The following is a 15,514-nucleotide window of genomic DNA, read 5'->3' as shown; positions in this document are numbered from 1 at the left end:
GAAGTCGGCCGGATGTGACGATCCGTGTCGTGAATGGGCCTGAGTGGGACAACAATGCGTGGCAGCGGATCCGGGACGGCGATAGGTTCCGTTTCCGGTCGGGGATGGAGCCCGCGAACTGGCCGGCCATCGACGAGCCGGCCGGTGCGGTGACGTTCGACCTCGGTGCCGTCTTCGACCGGGCCGGCGGCTTCACCGCTGACGAGGATGCGCTGAACGCGCAGGTGCTCGCCGCCCTGATCACCGTTTTCGCCGCGGACGTTCCCCTGGTCGCGCTGGACTGGCAGCACACGTCCTACTGACCGAGGTGCTCGTCCCGGAGCTCGCCCTGTGGCTGCCGGTCGTGCGCAGGACCTGAGAGCGCCGACTGGTGAGACCGGCCACAGGGGCTCCCGGCGGAGGGGGCGCCGACCGATCCCGAGGTTGTAGGCTGAGCTTGTATAACAACTTCGGATCTTGGTGGCATGCGGCGTGGATGTGGAAGAGAACTCGGCGATGAGCCGGGGGCAGATGAGACTTTCGGCCACGTTGCTGACGTCGTCACTGATCGGGCGGCTGCCCCAGGCGATGAGTTCGCTCGCCCTGCTGCGGATCGTGCTGGACGCCGGCGGAGACTACGCGTTCGCCGGCACGCTGACCGCCGTCTACATCGTGTCCGGGACGATCGGTGCGCCGCTGCTCAGCCGGATCATCGACCGCACCGGGCGGCCCCGGCCGGTGCTGCTGATCGCCGCGACGGCCGCGTCCGTCGCGTTCGGCGGGCTGGCCCTGGCCGCGCCCGGGATGCCCGCCGTCGCCGTGGCCTGCGCGCTGATCGCCGGGGCGGGCGCGCCGCCGATCGAGCCGGTGCTGCGGAGCCTCTGGCCGCGGATCATGCGGCCGGGCCGGCAGTTGGTGCAGGCGTTCAGTGCTGACGCAGCCGTACAAGAGCTGATCTTTGTTCTCGGTCCGCTGGCCAGTGCGATCAGCATCGCTGTCTTCGGCGCCCCGGCCGCCGTCGTCGTGATGGGGCTGGCCGGGCTGGTCGGCACGGTCCTGCTCTGCCTGCACGGGGTGCTCGCTCCCACCACGCCGGTGCCGGTGCCGAGCGGACGCCGCCGGTCACCGCTGCGCCTGCCGGCCACCCGCACGCTGGTCCTCGCGCAGGTCGCGGCGGGCATGCCGGTCGGCATCCTGGCGATCACGGCGACCGCGCACGCGGCGAGCGCCGGGCAGGAGTCGCTGTCCGGCTGGGGTCTCGCCCTGAACGCCGCCGGTGCCTTCCTGGGTGCGGTGTACGTGGCCCGCCGCCCGTTCCGCACCGCCCCGGAGAGACTGGTGCGCCCGGCGTTGCTGCTGCTCGCCGTTCTGTACGTGCCGACCGCCTTCGTGCAGACGCCGCCGGCCTACTGGCTGACCGCGTCGTTCGTCAGCGGCATCTGCCTGTCGCCCTACCTGACCCTGGTCTTCACGGTCGCCGAACGCACCACCCCGCCGGCCCTGTCCACCGAGGTCAACGCCTGGGTGGTCAGCGCGTTCAACGTCGGTATCGGCGGTGGCACCTACCTGGCCGGCCTGCTGACCGAGCAGTGGCAGGTCACCGGCACGGCGGCCGCGGTGATCGGCGCGTCGGTGCTGGCGGCGGCCGGGGCGGTGGCGGCCCGGCCGGTGCTGCTGCGGCGCACCGTGGAGCCCCGCCCGGTGCGGGAGATGGCGACGGCGCAGCTCTAGCATCGTCGGAAACAGACACGAGCGAAACGGAACCGACGAACCCCGTGGCCGACCGCCTCTCCTTCCTGTCCGCGCCGCTGCCCCGCGACCAGGCCGTCCCCCTGCGGGTGCTGGTGCACAGCCGGGTCCTCGACGGCATCCGCAGCGGCGTGCTCACCCCGGGCTCGATGATCCCGACCGAGACGGAGCTGGGCCAGTTGCTGGGCGTCAGCCGCACGGTCGTCCGGGAAGCCTTGATGCTGCTGGACGAGGACGGTTTCATCGTGTCCCGGCGGGGCATCGGCCGGTTCGTCGCCGACTCGCTGCCGCAGATCGGCCTGGAGCGGCTGCGCCCGGTCGAGGAACTGCTCGGCGTGAACCTCGAACTGGAACGCACCGCGGTGATGCTGCAGCCGACCACCTCGACGTTCGTCGCCGAGGAACTGGGTGTCGCGGCGGACACCCCGACCTGGTTCGTCGAGACGGTGATCCGCCGCGACGGCCGGCCGGTCGCATTGGCGCAGGAGCACGTGCCCGCCGCCGGCCCGCTGACCGAGGAGGACACCACCGTCCCGGGCACCCTGCTGTCCGTGCTGCTCCGGCGCAGCGGCCCGGCGATCAGCGCGGGGGTGGCCCGGCTGACCCCGGGCGTGCTGGGCGAGGGCCGGGCCGCCTCGCTGGGTGCCGACCCGGCCGAACCGGTCCTGATCGTCACCCAGACGGCGCAGCTCAGTGGGAAGGCCTATTACTTGGCGAAGTACGCGCTGCGGGCGGAGGCGGGGAACCTGTCGGTGATCCAGAGCGGTCACTGACCGGCAGGTCGCCGCCGGGGGAGTGCCACAGCGCGCCCTCGCCGCGGGTCAGACCCGGCAGCCGGCGGGCCACCGTCGACAGCAGCCGGGCGGGCAGCACCGCCGCGACACGCCACCCGTCGGCGGCCGTGGTGATCTGCCCGACCTCGGCGGCCAGCCCGGCGAGCATCCCGATCACCGCGCTGAGGGTGTCGTCCGGGATCTCCAGTTCCAGCCGGTACGCCGGTTCGTGAACCCGGAGACCCGCGTCCGCCAGGGCGGCCCGCAGCACCCTCGGGGTGAGCGCCCGGAAGTCCGCCGCCGAACTCAGCGGCGCCACGTAGTCGAGCCGGGTCACCGTCACGGCGCAGTCGGTCGTCTCCTGACCGTGGATCCCCTCGTGGAGGGTGGCGAACACCGCGTCCTCGATCGCCTGGTGGTAGCCGCGCGGCAGCAACCCCCGTTCGGCCTCCCGGCGGAACCGGTTGCCGGTCCCGGGCGGCAGCGGTTCGACCCGCAGGCCCACCGTCTGCCAGAACTCGTTCGGGCCGTGCCGGTCGAACGCGTACAGGCCGTGGCCGGCACCGGCCGGCCGGGTGAAGCAGACCGGGCGTACCGGCTCGAACGCCGCACCGATCCCGAACTCGGCAGCCAGCCGCTCGGTGAGCACCTCCTGCTGCACCGCGCCGTAGAGCAGGACCGACGTGGCGCCGCCGGGCACCGTCCGGGTCCGGATCAGCGGGTCCTCGTCGGCGAGCTGCTGCAGAGCGGCGTGCAGCCGGGCCTCCTCGCCGGGCTGCACCGGCCGGACCACGGCCTCGAGGACCGGCGGCGAGAACTGCGGGCCCCGGGTGGCCGTGTCGCCGATCTCGTCACCGATCCGCAGGGCCACGCCGCGGACCACCCCGATGCCGCCGGCGACGAGGTCCCCGCCGCCGACCGTCGCCAGGTTGCCGATCCGGGCGGTGTGCTCGGCGACCCGCCCGCCGGGACCGGGCCGCCGGAACGTCACCCGCTGCCGGGCCTGCAGGGAACCGGACCAGAGACGCAGGTACGCCGTACGCTCCCCGCCGTCGCGTTCCACCGCGAAGACCGTGCCGCGAACCGTGTCCACCGGCGGGCGGGCCGGCCGCGGATGGTCCCGGATCGCGGCGAGCAGCGCCGGAATCCCCGTGCCGTCGAGTGCCGACCCGAACCAGACCGGATGGAACCGTCCGGTCGTGGTCTGCCGGTGCAGCGCCCGCCGGACCGCCCCCGCCGACGGCACGACGTCGTCGACCAGCGCGGCGAGCATCCGGTCGTCCCGCTCGGCCAGGGCGGTCGCCAACTCCGTACGAAAATCAGCATCATCCAGGCCGCGGAGGGTCACCGCAGCCCGCCGGGTGCCGAGACCGGTGACCGTCTGCATCGGCACGGCCGGCACGCCCAGCCGCCGGCCGATCTCCGCGATCAGGGCGGCATCGCGGGCGCCGGCCCGGTCGATCTTGTTGACGAACAGCAGGGTGGGCAGCCCCAGCGCCCGGAGCGAACGCATCAGCACCCGGGTCTGCGCCTGGACGCCCTCCACCGCGGAGATCACCAGGATCGCGCCGTCGAGCACCGGCAGGGCGCGTTCCACCTCCGCGACGAAGTCCGGATGGCCGGGGGTGTCGACCAGATTGACCTGCAGGTCACCGATGGTGAACGCGGCGACGGCGGCCCGGACCGTGATGCCACGGCGGCGTTCCACCGCGCCGCGGTCGGTCCGGGTGTCACCGCCGTCGACGCTGCCGAGACGGTCGATGGCGCCGGTGTCGAAGAGCAGACGCTCGGTGAGACTCGTCTTACCGGCGTCGACGTGCGCCAGGATGCCGAGGTTGAGTGTGCGTGTCACGAAGTCCCTCATGAGTGTGGGCGACAGTGGCCGGGGAATCACTCATGAGTCGGCGCATCGGATGCTCCTCGCTTCGGCGGACCTGCCCCTCGTTTCCTACTCCGGCACGGCGGCCGTGTCGACCGGTTTACGCGACGGGGTGAGCAGCAGCAGCGAGGCGATCAGGACGGCGCCGAGCGCGACCATGTTGCCGATCCGGTCGGCGACCGGGAACACGCCCAGGTGCAGCGCGTGCCAGAGGAAGTGCACGCTGTTGAAGGCCGTCCACGCGCCGCCGGTCACCGCCAGTGCGGCCGGGGTGGGCCGCCGCAACGTCCACACGCTGAGCACCAGCAGACCCAGGTAGTGCGCGCCGACATCCCGGATCAGATGTTCGTTGTACGGACCGAGCGCCGACACCCAGCCGCGCCCGGCGATCGGGAAGTCGGTGTGGAAGGAGACCGGGAACGCCGCGGCCCACACCCCGACGACGGCGGCGGTCACGGCCAGGAGCGCGACGAGCACGCGCTTGCCAGAGGGACTGATCATGCAACGAGGACGGGTCAGCCCGGCGGAACGTGACGGAAGAGCCCGTCCGGATCCGACGCGGCGCGGATGCTCCGCAACCGGTCCAGGTGCGCGCCGTGGTAGACCGCCGAGTCGGTGCTCCCCGGCTCCAGGTAGTTGACGTACCGGCCGGCCGACCACGGGGCCATCGCCCGGTGGCCCGCCTCTATCCACGGCCGGGCGGTGGCGTCGTCCACCCCGCGGACCAGCCACTGCATCACCGTCCGGGCATCCCGCCAGGGGTACGCGGTAGCCCCGGCCGGCACCCGCGCGGGCGCACCGGTCATCCGTTTCAGCTCGGCGCTGCCCGGCCGCCGGTCCCGGGCCCGTTGCGCCACCACGGCCATCAGCGCCTCGACGGCCGCGGGCGGCAGCTCCTGCCGGAAGACCTCGCTGCCCACGTAGTCGGTGGCACGGCGGGTCACCGGGGCCGGGACCTCCGGGTACGTCACCAGTTCGACCGTGACCGACGCCGGCTCCCGGCCGACCGCCCGGCCGAGCACCGCCACCTCGTCGTCCGCGTCGCCGCCGAGGACCAGGCCGCCGAGGCGCACCTCGCAACGGCCTTCGGCGTCGGTGACGAACCGGCAGACCGACCAGGCCTCGTCCGGCGCCGCGGCGATCCGCCGCTGCCATCCGGCGGCGACCTGCGGTCCCGCCTCCCAGGGGTACGCCAGAACGAAACTCCCGCCCGTCCCCGCCGGAAAGGTCCGCATCCGCCACGACGTCACCACCCCGAACGCCCCGCCACCGCCGCCGCGCAGCGCCCAGAACAGGTCGGGTTCCCGGTCGGCGTCGACGGTGCGCAGCTGCCCGTCCGCGGTGACGACCTCCGCCGCGACGACCGCGTCGCAGGTCAGGCCCCACGCGGACGCTGACCGGCCGATTCCGCCGCCGCACGTGATGCCGCCGATCCCGACCGTCGCGCAGGACCCGGACGGGATGCCCCGCCCGGCGGTGTGCAGCCGCTGGTAGACGTCGCCGAGCAGCGCGCCGCCGCCGATCGTGGCGGTTCCGCTCGCCGGGTCGGCGTGGACGTCGTCGAGTTCGCGGACGTCGAGGATCAGCGCGGTGGACGAGACGGAGGCTCCGGCGTACGAGTGACCGCCGCCCCGGACGACCACCGGCAACCGTGACGTGCGTGCGAAGCGCACCGCCTCCGCGACGTCGCCCGCGCCGGAGCAGCGGACCACGGCGGGTGGCCGGATGCGGTCGAAGCGCGGGTCGACGAGCCGCCGGGCACTGTCGTAGCCGGCCTGGCCGGGCAGCAGGACCGCACCGTCGACGCCGGCGGCCAGGGCTTTCCAGTCCGGGCCGGGTGGTGGCGGGATCAGCAGGCCGAGGCCGCCGGTGAGTAACGCGCGACGGGTGAGGCGCATGCCTCAGCGTCGCATCTCCGGCTCAGCCGAGGGGCTCCACGCCGAAAGCCACGTCCAATCGGTACCGGTCACCGGCGTACCGTGACTCGCTCAGCTCCAGCGGCCGGCCGTCCTGGTCGAGGATCAGGCGTTCCTCGACCAGCAGCGCCGAGCCGGGGGTGACCTGCAGCAGCCCGGCGTCCTCCTCGGTGGCCGACTGGGCGGTCAGCGTCGCCGTGCCGCGGACCGGGGTGTGTCCGAGAGCGACCAGAGCCTCGTGCACCGAGCCGGTCAGGTCGGCGTCGAGCAGTGCGGGCACCGTGCCGGGATAGATCGCGCGCTCGAACGCGATCGGCTCCTCGTCGGCGTGCCGCACGCGGTGGATGGCGATCACGTCGCCGGTGCGCAGCCGCAGCCGGGTGGCCTCGACTGTGGTGGGCGGCCGCAGCTCCGCGAGCACCACCCGGGACCAGGGATGTTTGCCCTGTTTGCGGATCTCCTCGCTGAGCCGGACCAGGTTGTCGGCGCGGCGCGGGCCGGTGGGCACCGCGACGAACGTGCCACGGCCCGGAGCGCGGTAGGCGAGACCGTCGTTGACCAGCTGCGTCACCGCCGCGCGGGCGGTCATCCGGCTCACCCCGTGTTCGCGGGCCAGCTCCGGCTCGCTGGGCAGCGGGTCGTGCGGGCGTGACTGCGCGATCCGGGCGCGCAGCGCCTGCTCGATGCGGAAGTAGCGCGGCGCGAAATCGGGTCCCCCGGACATGCGCCTCACCCTACCCACGATCGCAACCTGTCTAGACAGGTGGCTGTCTAGACAGGTAGTTTTCTGTCCCATGAACTTCACCGTCGCGCAGATCGCCAAGATGATCGACCACTCCATTCTCCGGCCCGAGTTCACGAACGAGGACGTCCGCGAGGGCTGCGCGATCGCACTCAAATACAACGTCGCCTCGGTGTGCGTCCGCCCCGCCGACGTCCCCCTCACCGCGCAGCTGCTCGCCGGCAGCGACGTCAAGGTCGGCACCGTGATCGGCTTCCCGCACGGCGACAGCGCCACCGAGACCAAGGTGGCCCAGACCGAACTCGCCGTCGCCCAGGGCGCGACCGAAATCGACATGGTGCTCAACATCGGCTGGCTGCGCGGCGGCGACATCAACGCCGTCGAGCAGGAGATCCAGGCGATCGTCAAGGCCGCCGGGGACGCCCACGTCAAGGTCATTCTCGAGACGGCGTACCTGACCGACGAAGAGAAGCTGGCCGCCTGCTGGGCGTCCGAGCGGGCCGGCGCCGCCTTCGTCAAGACCTCCACCGGCTTCGCCCCGAAGGGTGCCACCGTCGACGACGTCGCCCTGATGCGCTCCGCCGTCTCGGCAAAGGTGCAGGTCAAGGCATCCGGCGGGGTGCGCACCCTGGACGCGATCCTGGCGATGACGGCGGTCGGCGTCACCCGGTTCGGCTCGTCGTCCACCGCCGACATCCTCGAAGACCTCACCCGCCGTCAGCTCACGGCCCCGGGCGGTCGCGCTTGAGTCTTCTGCCGTACGGGAGAACGACCGGTCCCGCCCCGCGGCGGACCGGACCGTCCCGCCGTTGGTAGCTCGGCGCGGCTGACCGACATCGATCGTCTGCCGCGCATGCTTGCCGCGGTGCGGGCCGCGGCTCGCCGTGGCGACCGACAGTGATCGCCCGCCGCGCCCGTGGTCCACAGCGGCTGTCGGTGGGATCCGGGAGGCCCGGCGGCGGGATAGGGTGCAGCGGTGACGAGGACGGCATTGGTCACCGGCGCATCGTCCGGGATCGGCAAGGCGACGGCGGCGGCCCTGGTGGCCAAGGGATACCGGGTTCTCGGGACCAGCCGGGAGCCGGCCGCGATCCCGGCCGACCACCGGATCACCGGGGTGGAATACCTGGCGCTCGACCTCGCGTCACCCGCATCGGTGGAGGCGCTCGCGGAGCCGCTGGCCACCGTGGACGTGCTGATCAACAATGCCGGCGAGAGCCAGTCCGGGCCGTTCGAGGAGTTGCCCGGCGACGTGCTGCGGCGCCTGTTCGAGATCAACGTGCACGGTCCGGTGCGGCTCGCCCAACTGGCCCTGCCCGGGATGCGGGCCCGGCGCTACGGCCGGATCGTCATGATCGGCTCGATGCTGGCGTCGTTCCCGCTGGCGTACCGGTCGTCCTACGTGGCGAGCAAAGCCGCCCTCAAGGGTTTCAGCGACGGCGCGCGGCAGGAGCTGACCCCGTTCGGGGTGTGGCTGACCACGGTGGAACCCGGCTCGATCAGCACCGGCATCAGCGAACGGCGCACCAGTTACGTCGCCGACGACTCGGTCTACGCCCCCGAGTTCACCACCATGGTGGCGGCCCTGGACCGCAACGAACGCGCCGGCATCACCGCCGCCCGGGTCGCGGGCACGATCGTCGCGGCCGTCGAGGCTGACCGGCCCGAGCCGCTCTACGCGGTGGGCAGCAGCGCGCCCGCGGTGTTCCTGCTGAAGCGCCTGACCCCGGCCACGTTCATGGAGAAGCTGGTCCACCGCAGGCACGACCTGAACCGCTAGAAACGTCCCCTGGCAAGGCTGCCAACCCCGTCCGCGTGGTGATTTAGGGCGCCCAGCGCGCCCGTAGTCACCACGCCGGCGACGGGTGTGGTGATTTGGGGCGCCCAGCGCGCCCGTAGTCACCACGCCCACGTCGGGTGTGGTGAATTGGGGCGCCCAGCACGCCCGTAGTCACCACGGTTCAGGTTGGGTGTGGTGATTTAGGGCGCCCAGCGCGCCCGTAGTCACCACGCCCACGTCGGGTGTGGTGACCTGGGGCGTGCAGCGCGGCCGTAGTCACCATGCGGACTGACCGCGGAACGTGGCTGGGGCTATCAGGAGAGAACCGGCCTGTCAGCGGCGGCCGGTGGCCAGGGCTACCAGGAACTGGCCGGCGCCGGGTTCGACGGAAGCGGTCACCGGCAGGCCGGGTGCCAGACGGGAGAAGCGGTCGACGAGCCAGTCGGCGGCGTCCTGGGCGTCCTTGCGGCTCGCGCAGCGGGCCACCAACTCGCGGCCACCCTTGCGTTCGAGGCGCTCCGCGACGGTGATCAGCGGGGCGGGTTCGATCACCTGGAGACGGTCCGGCCAGGCGATGACGACCTTCACGGCGCCCTTGCGGGTGTTGCAGGCGCGGTGGGCGAGGCGTTCGGCGATCTTGGCCTTGCGGTCGGCGGTGCGGCTGTCGACGCTGGGGCCGCGGGGATCGTTCACCGACATGTCGGCGTCGACCCGCTCGTCGCACACCCAGCAGCGCCAGCCGTCACGTTCGGCCACGTCATTCAGGAGAGTCACCCCAGCAACCTAGCCTGCCACCGTCCCCGGTCGGCGGGCACGTCCGTCTGCCACTGTGGCGCGCCCTTCCTGCCGGTGGACCTCTCGGTTTCCCGTCGATCTTGAACGTTCGACCACGTCCAGGTGTGGTCGAACGTTCAAGATCGGATGTCCTGGGGCGACCGGCGAGCGGGCGGCCGTCAGGGGCGCCGGGGCGGGTGTGGCACGTGGTGGGCGTTGACGGAGTGAGTACTCACTCCGTAGTTTGACGGGTATGGCGAACACAGTGGACCGCCGGCGAGCGGCGGGAATGAGTCCGGAGCGTCGGCGGGAGACCATCGTGCAGGCGGCGCTGCCGCTGGTGGCCGAGCTGGGCGCGGCGGTGACGACGGCGAAGATCGCGCGGGCGGCCGGGATCGGCGAGGCGACGATCTTCCGGGTCTTCGACGACAAGAACGCGGTGCTGCGGGCCTGCATCGTCGCGGCGATGGATCCCGCGCCGGTGCTGGAGGAGCTACGGTCGATCCCGCTGGAGCAGCCGATCGAGGCGCGGTTGGCGGAGGCGGTCTACGCGCTCGAGGCCCACCTGTCGCGGATGGGCGCGGTGGTGGGGGCGATGAGCGTGGCGAGTGGGGGCCTGTTCCGGCCCCGGCCACCGGGCGGCTACCGCGACGATCACGGGCCGGCCCGTCCACGGCCGGAGAGCGGCGATCAGGTGCCGGACGGCGGTGATCAGGCGCCGGCCCGGCCCCGGTCGGTCGGCGACGGGCCGGGGGAGCGGCAGGATCACGCGGCCGCGTTCGACCGGGCAGCGTCGACGGCGGCCACCCGGCAGGCGATCCTCGAACTGATCGAACCGGATCGTGACCGGCTGCGGCTCCCGGCCGAGGCGGTGGCGGCGGCGTTCACCGGGCTGTTCATGGGACGGGGCCGTCTGCCCGGCGCGGGCGAGCCGGAGGTGACCGTGGAACAGCTCGTCGACCTGTTCCTGCACGGCGCGATGGTCCTCTCCGAGGACCACGACTGAGATGCCGGACGGGGGACATGGCGCCGGAGTGGCGTCATGTCCCACGACGACGGAGAGCTTCCGGAAACGGGACGCGCGTGATGCGGGCCGGGGCGGGCGTGTGCTTTCGGCGTACCCCTAAATGTTGTAGGAAATGATTTTGTCGATCAGGCCGCCACCGGGGAAGTCGAGCATGATCACGCCGGTGCGGACGACCGGGGTGTGCACCTCCGGGCCCTCGTTCAGATAGATGAGCAGGAACGGATTGACGCCCTGCACACCGAGGGAACCCCCGGCCACCTGATAGGGCTGGGCGAAGAGGCTCGAGCCGCTGGCGAAATTGACGTACATCAGGCTCGGGTCGGCGGCGCTGGTGACGTCGAGGAAACGCCGGACCTGGTCGCGTTTGGTGGCGATGGCCCCGACGCTCGACACCGTGTAGTTGTCCTGGACGTAGGTCGACGAGCCGTCGTTCCAGCCGGAGAACTGCGACAGGCCGTAACCGGCGAAGTTCCCGCCGCGCGGGCCGTGCATCGCCGCGAGGACGACCTTTCCGCGCACGGCGCCCAGGGTGGGGACGGATGCCTTGGCGGTACGCGAGACCGACGGCGCCCAGAACAGTCCGGGATAGCGGGCCGTGTAGCCGTCGAAGATGTCGGTGAAGCCGTTCTGGCCGCTCGCGTCGGTGCACGATCCGAGTTCGCCGGTGCACTCCTGCTTGAACCGCAGCACGACCGTTTCGCCGGGGTGCGCGGACAGGAACGACGACAGTTTCGTGAGGACGTCGTCGAAGTTGGCGTTCTGATAGGTCGCGCCGTGATGGACCGTGAACGTGTTGCCGGAGTTCACCCGGGCCCGCACGTCGATCATGCGGATGCCGGCGGTGAGCTGTGCGGTCAGGGTGGCCGCGCTCTCGCCGAAGTTCTCCTGTGTCTGGGTGAGCGAGCCGCCGAGGATCGACAGCGTCTCGTGGGTGCCGGGGATGGACAGGGCCGACAGACTGCGCGAGTCCGGCAGCGAGCGCATCCAGTCGGGGTTGGACGCGGTGCTCAGAGTGCGGTAGGAGGCGTCGTCGGCGTGTGCCGCCTGGGGAGCGACGAGGACCGCGCCGACGACGAGGGGGATGAGGAGCAGGGACCGCTTGCGCTTCATGGACAGCAGGCTATCGATCTTCCGATTGTTGTCGTACCCCCGCGTTAGATTCCCGGCATGGTTCTGCAGTGGGGGGTTCTCGACCGGCATGCCCGGCGCGGCGATGCCGTGACCGTCGCGGCGCTGTTGGCGGCGGCCGGTGAGGCGGAGCGGCGGGCGCTGGCGTCCGAGGTCGAGGCGCGGACGCGGGCGATGCGCGAGCCGGCCGGCGCCCACGGCCTGATCGTTCTGGGCACGATGCCGTCGGCGGCCCGGGCCGCCGCGCTGCTCTGCCGCCGGGACATGCGGGCGGTCTGGGGGCAGATCCCGCCGGACACCGCGGTCGCGCTGCTCCGGGTCCGCGGCGTCGCGTGGACGGGTGACCTGGCCGTCCGGCTGGCGTCCCGGCTGCGCACCGAGGACCGCTGGTTCGGCGGGTGGGACCTCGTGTCGGGCCTGCTGATCGAGGCCGGGCGGATGCCGCCGGTCACCGAGGGTGTGGTCGCCGGCTGGCTGCCGGCGTCGGGGCGCGACCTCGGTGCCGGCCCCTTCCTCGACCTGCTGCTGCCGGGGGTGTTCGCGTTCGACCTTCTCGACCTGGCGACCGCCGAGCAGATCGCGGTGCTGGTGGCGTCCGGTCGGCTGGCCCGCGGGCAGATCCTGGAGGCGACCGTCGACCGGCTGGTCCGGGGCGGCACGGGTCCGCGGCTGCGGCCGTTCCTGCGCCTGCACGAGGAGCTGGAGCCCACCGTGGACGAGACGGCCGGGCACGTCGCCGACTACGCGCGGCTGCTGACCGACGGCCCGTCCACGGTCGCCCGGGCCGGGCAGCGGGCGCTGCGGGCGCTCGACGACGCCGGGATGCTCGAGGTGGAGGTGCTGCTCGAGGTCAGCGCGGCGGTGCTGGTCCGTAAGGAGAAGACGCTGGTGACGGCCCAGCTGGGTTGGCTGGCGCGGCACGATCCGGCGGTGGTGCGGCCGGTGGCCGAGGTGGCGTTGACCCACCCGGCTCTGGACGTGCAGGACCTGGCGCGGGCGCTGGTCGGCACGGCACCGGCCGTCGAGGCGTCACCCGGATCCGGCTCGCTGCTGCGGCCCGTCCTGTCCGCGCGGCCCGGATCGCCGTCGCGGCCCGTCTCGTTGCCACCGGTCGCCGAGGCGGGTGTGATGCCGCCGCCGCTCAGCGGGGCCGTGGAGCTCGCCGAGGAGATCGCGGTCCTGATGCACGAGGAGGACGCCGTCCGGTGGGAACGCGTGCTGGCCGGGCTGGTCGCGTTGCCCGCCGGGGCGGACCGGTCGGCGCTGCGAAACCTGGTGCAGCGGCACGGCGGCGAGTTCGGGCAGACCCACTGGCCGGCGCGGCCCCAGTTCCAGCACCTCGGGGCGGTGATCCGGGCGGTCCTCGACGGATGCGCCGGTGACCTGGAGACCGAGTCGGTGCAGGGCCCACCCGACCGGCTGTTGGGCCTGCGGATCGCCGAGATCGCGATGCGACTCGTCGCCGAGCCGGTGCCGATGCTGATGGCGACACCCACCCGGGTCAACGGGAGCCTGGACGCGGCGACGCTGGTCTCGCGCCTGCGCCGGGCGCAGGAGGACGGGTGGCAGCCCTGGCCGGTCGACTTCGAGCAGGCGCTGCTGCGGCTGCCCCGGGGCACCGACCCGGCGATCGCCGACGGGCTGACCTCACCGGCCGGGGTGCGCCTCGCGCGGTGGCTGGCCGCAGGTGGCCTGGCCGACCCGGTGAGCACCCGCGCGGAGCAGAAAGGGACACCGCGGCGGATCGTGACACATCTGAGCCCGGCACGGCCCCCGACACTCGAGGTCGAGGAACCGCTGGTGTCGTGGACCCGCTACCTGGTCTCGGAGTGGGATCGGGGGCCGTGGATCACGGATTTCTCGGTGCTGGCGGCGGCCCTGCCCCATCATCGCGAGGTCAGCGCGGCCTGGGCGATCTCCGAGCTGGCCCGCGCGGGCGACAGCGACGTCCGCGGGCCCGGCTTGCTGCTGCCCCTGCTGGCGGAGTGTGACGGGCCGATCGGGCCGGCGTTGACGGCGGGGCTGGCCTACGTGCTGGCCGCCGGGCACGAGACCGACCGGGTGGCGGCCGTCGACGCGTTCCTGCTGCTGGCGGCAGGGACCGAGCCGTTCGCGGCGGCGGTCGGGGCGGAGCTCGGCTACCTGGTGGCGAACCAGCGGGTGAAACTCAGGCGGGCGGTGCAGTCCCTGGGCGACGCGCATCGGGCGGGAGCGTCGGCCGCGGTGTGGGAGGTGATCGTGGCGGCGGTGCCCGCGGTGCTGGCGGCCGGCTCGCACGGGCTGGCCGACCTGCTGGAGTTGGGTGCGCAGGTGCGGTCGGCGGTCCCGGAGGGCGAGGTTTGCCCTACGGGCGGGTCGTGTTCCGGCGGTGAGTCCCCTGCCACGGGCGACTCTCCTTCTGCCGGCCCATCGCCGGTGGACGGCATCTCCTCCGTGGGCGGCATCTCCTCCGTGGGCGGCATCTCCTCCGAGGGCGGCATCTCCTCCGAGGGTGAGACGGCCTCCGAGGAGGGCGAGACGTCCTCGGATGGCGGATCCACGCCATCGAGCGATGCCTTCCCGGCGAACGGCGCCGTTTCTGCGGGTGGGCCTGACTTCGCGGGCGTGGGTTCTTCGGTGAGCGGGGCTTCCTCACCCGTCGACTCACCCGTCGACTCACCCGTCGACTCACCCGTCGACTCACCCGTCGACTCACCCGTCGACTCACCCGTCGACTCACCCGTCGATGTGGGACCGCCCGCGCTGGCGGAGATGGCGGAAGTGGCGGCTTGGCATGCGCTCGCCGGGCTGGCGGAGCAGAAAGGGAAGGCGCGGGTGGTCAGAGAGGCGCGACGACTGCGGGCGGCGATGGCGGGGTGAGGTCCAGGATGCCGTAACGGTCCATGACGGCGGCCCGGCGCCGCTGGTTGACGGCGTGGACACGACGGCCGACGAAGAACAGGTCGACGACGGTCCAGACACCCAGACCGCCGAAGGTGAAGAGCATCGCGATCGACCGTGCGGTGTCACCGAGGTAGAAGCGGTGGCCGCCGATCAGGCCGAGCACGCACCAGAGGGCGTAGGCGACACGGGGATCCTTCTTGACCGATTCGTACTCGAACTCGGCACGCTGAACCCGGAGACGCTCCCACTCGGGGAGTGGGCTCGGGTTCTCCGGAATCATGGCGGCAACGATAGCGCCCGGTTCGGGACCCGCGGTCCTCCCCCGGGAGGAGATCGACGCCCGGCTTGGCGACGCGAGTGGGGATGCCTGGCTTCCCCTGGGCGGTTGGCGGTCTCCGCGCGCGGCGAACGCGGGCATGTTGCAGGCCCGGTGCCCGGGCGCTGGGGGCGTGCGGATGGCAGGGCCGCCGTGTCGGTGAGGTGTGCGGGCTGCGGGGCTGCGGTGGGCGTGCGGGCTGCGGGGCTGCGGTGGGCGTGCGGGCTGCGGGGCTGCCGTGGGGCGGTGGGGGCAACTACCGTGTGGCGCATGGTTGCGCAGCGGGCGGTCGCGGTGGTGGGGAGCGGCCGGGGGGAGTTGGACTACTACCTGGTGGCGGGCGGGATCCTGGTGGAGGAGTTCGCACGGGCGGCGGACCACACCGCGGTCGGGCTTCGTGGACTGCACTGGGCGGCGGGCACCCGACGGTGGAGCGATGGGGTGGAGGTCGGGCGCGCGTTGCGTACACGAGAAGGCGCCGCGGCCGAGGCGATCAGCCGGACCACCGCGGAGGAGTTCTATCGGCGCCTCGGTGGTGGGGAACGATTGCCTGACGAGGGTGCGCTGA

Annotated in this window: 14 protein-coding genes; 7 read left to right on the top strand and 7 right to left on the bottom strand. The window is 72.7% G+C overall.

The annotated features are described in order from the left end of the window. Nucleotides 1–29 precede the first annotated feature (29 nt). The 3 genes from QSK32_RS37065 (at nt 30) to QSK32_RS37055 (ending at nt 2,501) form a co-directional block, all read left to right on the top strand. A complete protein-coding gene (locus QSK32_RS37065) occupies nt 30–302 on the top strand; it encodes a DUF2716 domain-containing protein (protein WP_285474575.1) in 273 nt (90 codons plus the stop codon). A gap of 169 nt (nt 303–471) precedes the next feature. Then, nucleotides 472–1,710 carry an MFS transporter gene (locus tag QSK32_RS37060; RefSeq protein ID WP_285474574.1) on the top strand — a complete coding sequence of 413 codons (1,239 nt, stop codon included), beginning with the start codon at nt 472–474 and terminating at the stop codon, nt 1,708–1,710. A gap of 44 nt (nt 1,711–1,754) precedes the next feature. Beyond that, complete coding sequence (locus QSK32_RS37055) at nt 1,755–2,501, top strand: GntR family transcriptional regulator (protein WP_285474573.1); 747 nt, start codon at nt 1,755–1,757, stop codon at nt 2,499–2,501. Here QSK32_RS37055 and QSK32_RS37050 read toward each other — a convergent pair. The 4 genes from QSK32_RS37050 to QSK32_RS37035 all read right to left on the bottom strand — a co-directional run bounded on the left by QSK32_RS37050 (nt 2,419) and on the right by QSK32_RS37035 (nt 7,020). Next, on the bottom strand, nt 2,419–4,353 hold the full coding sequence (locus tag QSK32_RS37050) for an elongation factor G (RefSeq protein ID WP_285474572.1): 1,935 nt from the start codon (nt 4,351–4,353) through the stop codon (nt 2,419–2,421). The genes QSK32_RS37055 and QSK32_RS37050 overlap by 83 nt on opposite strands. 96 nt (nt 4,354–4,449) lie before the next feature. Then, nucleotides 4,450–4,881, bottom strand: a complete 432-nt coding sequence (locus QSK32_RS37045) for a hypothetical protein (protein ID WP_285474571.1) — start codon at nt 4,879–4,881, stop codon at nt 4,450–4,452. A 14-nt stretch (nt 4,882–4,895) separates the two neighbouring features. Continuing rightward, entirely contained in the window at nt 4,896–6,278 is a 1,383-nt protein-coding gene (locus tag QSK32_RS37040; protein ID WP_285474570.1) for an FAD-binding oxidoreductase, read from the bottom strand. 22 nt (nt 6,279–6,300) lie between these two features. After that, a complete protein-coding gene (locus QSK32_RS37035) occupies nt 6,301–7,020 on the bottom strand; it encodes a GntR family transcriptional regulator (protein ID WP_045740676.1) in 720 nt (239 codons plus the stop codon). Between the two features lie 70 nt (nt 7,021–7,090). On the opposite strand from QSK32_RS37035, the gene deoC reads away from it, so the two are divergent. Both deoC and QSK32_RS37025 read left to right on the top strand, forming a co-directional pair. Further along, nucleotides 7,091–7,786 (top strand): deoxyribose-phosphate aldolase, encoded by a 696-nt coding sequence (deoC, locus tag QSK32_RS37030; RefSeq protein WP_045740677.1) that lies wholly within the window; start codon nt 7,091–7,093, stop codon nt 7,784–7,786. A gap of 228 nt (nt 7,787–8,014) precedes the next feature. Beyond that, nucleotides 8,015–8,818 (top strand): SDR family oxidoreductase, encoded by an 804-nt coding sequence (locus tag QSK32_RS37025; RefSeq protein WP_285474569.1) that lies wholly within the window; start codon nt 8,015–8,017, stop codon nt 8,816–8,818. A 333-nt stretch (nt 8,819–9,151) separates the two neighbouring features. Here QSK32_RS37025 and QSK32_RS37020 read toward each other — a convergent pair whose 3' ends face one another. After that, complete coding sequence (locus tag QSK32_RS37020) at nt 9,152–9,592, bottom strand: hypothetical protein (protein WP_045740679.1); 441 nt, start codon at nt 9,590–9,592, stop codon at nt 9,152–9,154. Nucleotides 9,593–9,881: 289 nt separating this feature from the next. Here QSK32_RS37020 and QSK32_RS37015 point away from each other — a divergent pair, with 289 nt between their 5' ends. Next, nucleotides 9,882–10,598, top strand: coding sequence for a TetR/AcrR family transcriptional regulator (locus tag QSK32_RS37015; RefSeq protein ID WP_285474568.1), 717 nt, complete (start codon nt 9,882–9,884; stop codon nt 10,596–10,598). Between the two features lie 117 nt (nt 10,599–10,715). Here QSK32_RS37015 and QSK32_RS37010 read toward each other — a convergent pair whose 3' ends face one another. Next, entirely contained in the window at nt 10,716–11,729 is a 1,014-nt protein-coding gene (locus QSK32_RS37010) for a phosphatidylinositol-specific phospholipase C (protein ID WP_285474567.1), read from the bottom strand. Nucleotides 11,730–11,786: 57 nt separating this feature from the next. Between QSK32_RS37010 and QSK32_RS37005 the strand changes: the two genes are divergently transcribed. Continuing rightward, nucleotides 11,787–14,606 (top strand): hypothetical protein, encoded by a 2,820-nt coding sequence (locus QSK32_RS37005; RefSeq protein WP_285474566.1) that lies wholly within the window; start codon nt 11,787–11,789, stop codon nt 14,604–14,606. On the opposite strand, the gene QSK32_RS37000 is transcribed toward QSK32_RS37005, so the two are convergent. Further along, nucleotides 14,566–14,910 carry a TM2 domain-containing protein gene (locus QSK32_RS37000; RefSeq protein WP_045740682.1) on the bottom strand — a complete coding sequence of 115 codons (345 nt, stop codon included), beginning with the start codon at nt 14,908–14,910 and terminating at the stop codon, nt 14,566–14,568. The two genes, QSK32_RS37005 and QSK32_RS37000, sit on opposite strands and share 41 nt — an antisense overlap. Between the last annotated feature and the right edge of the window lie 604 nt (nt 14,911–15,514).

Origin of the sequence: Actinoplanes sp. NBRC 101535, from assembly GCF_030269225.1 — a bacterium.
GTDB lineage: Bacteria > Actinomycetota > Actinomycetes > Mycobacteriales > Micromonosporaceae > Actinoplanes > Actinoplanes rectilineatus.
This window is presented reverse-complemented; position numbering and strand designations above follow the sequence as displayed.